General features: G+C 55.7%; 4 protein-coding genes. 2 read left to right on the top strand and 2 right to left on the bottom strand.

What is annotated here, in order from left to right; genetic code table 11:
* Positions 1-1,154, bottom strand: a 1,154-nt coding sequence (gene rnd, locus ACOVRA_RS01710) for a ribonuclease D (protein WP_421718798.1), incomplete at its 3' end; no start/stop codon positions are given.
* A gap of 247 nt (positions 1,155-1,401) precedes the next feature.
* Here rnd and aspS point away from each other — a divergent pair.
* Both aspS and ACOVRA_RS01700 read left to right on the top strand, forming a co-directional pair.
* On the top strand, positions 1,402-3,201 hold the full coding sequence (gene aspS / locus ACOVRA_RS01705) for an aspartate--tRNA ligase (RefSeq protein WP_421718797.1): 1,800 nt from the start codon (positions 1,402-1,404) through the stop codon (positions 3,199-3,201).
* 91 nt (positions 3,202-3,292) lie between these two features.
* Complete coding sequence (locus ACOVRA_RS01700; RefSeq protein WP_421718796.1) at positions 3,293-3,442, top strand: hypothetical protein; 150 nt, start codon at positions 3,293-3,295, stop codon at positions 3,440-3,442.
* 48 nt (positions 3,443-3,490) lie between these two features.
* Here ACOVRA_RS01700 and ACOVRA_RS01695 read toward each other — a convergent pair.
* Positions 3,491-4,875, bottom strand: a 1,385-nt coding sequence (locus ACOVRA_RS01695; protein WP_421718795.1) for a M3 family metallopeptidase, incomplete at its 5' end; no start/stop codon positions are given.

Below are 4,875 nucleotides of genomic sequence, written 5' to 3'. Positions count from 1 at the left end.
GCCGCCACGTCAAACACGCGGACGCGTTTGCCTTTCATGACAAGACCGATTTCGCCGCGTTTGAGGCGTAGGGCTTTTTCGCCGAAGGCTTCGCGGCGCCAGCCTTTCATGGCTGCGACATCGGCGGCATCACTGGCTGCGATTTCTTCTAAGTCAGAGACGGTTGCAAGCAGCTTGGAGGCCACACCTAAACGCTCTGCCTCACAGCGCAACAGCACTTTTAACAATTCCACAACAGGACCGAGACCTGGGGGAGAAGAGGGCGGGCGTTCGGTCTTGGGGGCGAATTCTGCCGGATTGTCCAAGGCCTCATTCAACGCTTCCAGCAATTGTACGCCCCCTTTTGAACGGCCAAAGCCCTTCGGCAAAGCGCGCATACGGTCCATCGCATCGGCATCGCGCGGGCGCTGTTCGGCGATTTCAAAAATGGCATCGTCCTTTAAGATCCGGCCGCGCGGCACGTCGCGCTCTTGCGCAAACCATTCCCGCCACGTCGCGGCCGTAAAGAAGGCAGCCAGATAATCTTGGGCAAAGCGCTTGGGCTTCAGCCGCTTCCACGCATTGGCGGGCGTCGTGTCATAGGCAGCAGGATCGACAAAGGCCTTCATCTCTTCGCTGACCCAATCGGCGCGACCCTTACGTTCGAGCTGAGCAGCCATTTTTGGATAGAGGTCGCGCAAATGGGTGACGTCTGCCAAGGCATAGGCCAATTGGTTTTCTGACAAGGGCCTACGGCTCCAATCGGTGAAGCGGTGGGACTTATCAACTGGCCGTTTGAGTAGGGCCATGACGAGGCCATCATAAGCAATCTGCTCGCCCAAGCCCAAAGCCATGGCGGCGGTTTGGGTGTCAAAGACGGGCGAGGGCAGTCTGCCTGCCATCAAGCGATAGAAGATTTCCAAGTCCTGACGGGGCGCATGAAAGACTTTCAGCACCTTTTCGTCGGCCATCAGGTTCAAGAACGGCTCAAGTGAAAGGCCTTCTAGCAGTGGGTCGATCAATATCTCAACGTCACCCGCGGCCGCCTGAATCAAGCATAGCATCGGCCAATAGGTGGTTTCGCGGAGAAACTCTGTATCGACGGCCACAAATTCATGTTGGGCGATGGCGGCGCAGGCTTCGGATAGTTCTTGTGTCGTTTTGATCACTTTCATGCGATCTCGTATGGAGTGGATTGAGTTAAAGTGCGAGTGCTTCCACCGATCTGGCAGCTAAAATAATGCAGAACGGGCCGGATTGGCACTTTGTTGCAACACGTCCTATGTCAAAATGTACCCGCTTTTGCCACAAGGCCTCTATAGAGCGGTCGAAAGCGGCGCTATATGCCCTCCTTTCTTGACCTTTTGGTCGCCACGCGGTCTATCGCGCACTCATACAAACTCATTGAATCGGCACTCACCCATGTCAGCCTTTCGTACACACACTTGCGGCGCCCTTCGCGCCGAACATGTTGGCCAAACCGTCAAGATCGCCGGCTGGATTCACCGCCGCCGCGACCATGGGGGCGTGGCCTTCATCGATCTGCGCGACCATTATGGCATCACCCAGATTGTGTGCGGGCCAACCAATCCAAGCTTTGAGAAGCTAACCCGTCTGCGCGCGGAAAGCGTGATTGGCGTCGAAGGCGAAGTGATTGCGCGTGATCCTGCGACGGTGAACCCTGAACTGGCAACCGGTGCGATTGAATTGCGCGTCTTGAACGTGGAAGTGCATTCGGAAGTTACCAGCGAATTGCCTGTACCTGTGTTTGGTGAGCCGGATTATCCAGAAGACATTCGCATGCGTTATCGCTTCATCGACTTGCGCCGCGAGACCTTGCACAACACGATCATGTTGCGCTCGAAAATGGTCAATAGCTTCCGCAAGCGCATGATGGACCAAGGCTTTACCGAATTCACCACGCCCATTCTGACCGCGTCTAGCCCAGAAGGCGCGCGGGACTTCTTGGTGCCTAGCCGCTTGAACCCCGGTAAATTCTATGCACTGCCCCAAGCCCCCCAACAGTTCAAGCAGCTGATCATGGTTGCGGGCTTTGACAAATATTTCCAGATCGCGCCGTGCTTCCGCGATGAAGACCCCCGCGCCGACCGTTCGCCAACGGACTTCTATCAGCTCGACGTGGAAATGAGCTTTGTGACGCAAGACGATGTATTTGCGACCATGGAGCCTGTGATCGCCGGTGTGTTTGAAGAATTTGGCCAAGGCAAGAAGGTCGACCGTGATTGGGTGCAGATTTCATATAAGGATTCCGCGCTCTGGTATGGCACCGACAAGCCAGACTTGCGTAACCCGATCAAGATGCAAGTGGTGAGTGAGCATTTCAAAGGCTCGGGCTTTGCTATCTTCGCCAATTTATTGGAACAGCCCGGCACGCAAATTCGCGCCATTCCGGCACCAGGTGGCGGTAGCCGCAAATTCTGTGACCGCATGAATGCCTTTGCCCAGAAGGAAGGCCTTCCCGGCATGGGCTATATCTTCTGGCGCCAAGCCGAAGATGGCTCGGGCCTCGAAGCTGCAGGGCCTTTGGCGAAGAATATCGGGCCAGAGCGCACCGAAGCCATCCGTCAGCAATTGGGCCTCCTCTCTGGTGATGCGGCCTTCTTCTTGGGCGGCAAGCCACAGGCGTTTGAGCGCATTGCCGGTAAAGCCCGGATGGTGATTGGCGATGAGCTTGGCCTGACCGAGACCGACCGCTTTGCTTTTGCGTGGATCGTCGACTTCCCGATGTATGAAGCCGATGAAGTGACTGGCAAGATCGACTTCTCGCACAACCCCTTCTCCATGCCCCAAGGTGGTCTGGAAGCCCTGCAAGGCGATCCGTTGAGCGTCTATGCCTATCAATATGATTTGGCGTGCAATGGCTATGAATTGGTGTCGGGCGGGATCCGTAACCATAAGCCAGAGATCATGTTCAAAGCATTCGAGCTAGCTGGCTATCCGAATTCGGAAGTTGAGGCCCGTTTCGGCGGTATGGTCAACGCTTTCCGCTATGGCGCGCCACCACACGGCGGCTGTGCGGCTGGGATTGAGCGGATGGTGATGCTGTTGGCTGGCACGGCCAACATCCGCGACGTCATCATGTTCCCGATGAACCAGAATGCCCAAGACTTGATGATGGGTGCCCCAACGCTACCCACCCCGCAACAGCTGCGCGATCTAGGCTTGCGGGTCGTGGCTGACGATAAGAAGGCCAATAACTAAGCCCTAATTTCACGCAAGCTTCGCACACCCATCACACGCCCGACAACAAATCGGGCGAGCCTCCCTTTCGTCAACCAAAGGGAGACATGTGATGAGCATTCAGGACGAAGATATCGTAGCCGAATATGAAGAGCTGGCCGCCGCGCATGGCGACGAGCCTGTCATGCTGGAAGACGCGCCAGACGCTGAAGACGAAGACGACCTCGATGACGAGGAAGATGAAGAAGACGAAGAAGATTGAGCTTCACTCTCCCCCCGCCCCCAAGAGAGCCGGGGGGAGAGCCATTCCTCAACTAACCGTCAAATCACGATCTTGCAGCAGGGCTTCGACGCCCGGAGCGCGGCCCCGGAAGGCAACATAATTGTCCATCGGATCGGCTTGGCCGCCGCTGGCAAAGATGAAGTCTTTCAGCTTCTTGGACGTCGCCGGATCATAGACATCGCCCGCTTCGACAAAGGCTTGGAAGGCATCGCATTCCAGCACTGCAGCCCAGATATAGCTGTAATAGCCAGCTGCATAGCCACCTTCGAACGTATGTTTGAAATAGCCGGGGCGATAGCGCACGACGATTTCAGGGATGGAGCCAATGCTGGAGAGGATTTCTTCTTCCCACGCATCCACATTGGTAGGGGCTGGACCTTCAATCATGTGCATTTTCATATCCATGATGGCAGCCATCATGAATTCGCTGGTAGCCCAGCCTTGGTTGAAGTTCTTCGCGGCAATGATTTTATCGACCAAAGCGCGCGGGATGACTTCGCCCGTGGCATAATGCTTGGCAAAGCGGGTGAGTATCTCTGGCGTTGTGACCCAATGTTCCATCAATTGGCTTGGGAACTCAACGAAGTCGCGCTTCACATTGGTGCCTGACTGGCTGGGATAGGTCACGTCTGACAACATGCCGTGTAGCGCATGGCCAAACTCGTGGAACAAGGTGGTGACGTCATCGAGGCTGAGCAGATTTGGCTGACCAGCTGGGGCCTTGGTGTAGTTGCAGACATTGAACACCACAGGCTTGATATCGCCGATCAGACGTTGCTGATCGCGGAAACTGCTCATCCAAGCGCCCGATTGCTTGGTTTGGCGGGCAAAGAAATCGCCATACCAAAGGGCCATGGGATTACCCTTGGCGTCGGACACTTCATAGACGACGACATCTGGATGCCACGTCGGAACGCCACTGACCATCTTGAAGGAAATGCCAAACAAATGATTGGCGTGCCAATGGATGGCTTCGATCATATTGCCCAGTTCGAAATAGGGCTTGGTTTCGGACTCATCGACGTCAAACTTGGCCTTGCGGACTTTTTCGGCATAATGCCACCAATCCCAAGACTTGAGCGGCCCTTCAAGGCCATCGGCAGCCGCTAATTCTTGCAGCATCGCCCGCTCGCGCTTGGCGGTTGCTAAGGAAGCCTTCCAAACGCCCATCATCATGTCCATCGCCGCTTCAGGCGTTTTGGCCATTTTGTTGTCGAGTTGGAAATGCGCAAACGACTTAAAGCCCAAAAGCTTGGCCTTTTCATTGCGCAGATTGATGATCTCGGGGATCAGCGGACGATTATCGCTCTTGCCCGGTGTACCACTCACGGCCATCCAGCCCTTTTGCACCGCTTCGCGCAAATCACGCCGGGTCGACATGGTGAGGAAAGGCTCAAAGCTGGAGCGCGACA

This window comes from Aquidulcibacter sp., from assembly GCF_049239865.1.
Classification (GTDB): Bacteria; Pseudomonadota; Alphaproteobacteria; order Caulobacterales; family Aquidulcibacteraceae; genus Aquidulcibacter.
Note: the sequence above shows the minus strand (reverse complement) of the source record. Positions and strands in the feature narration are given on the sequence as shown.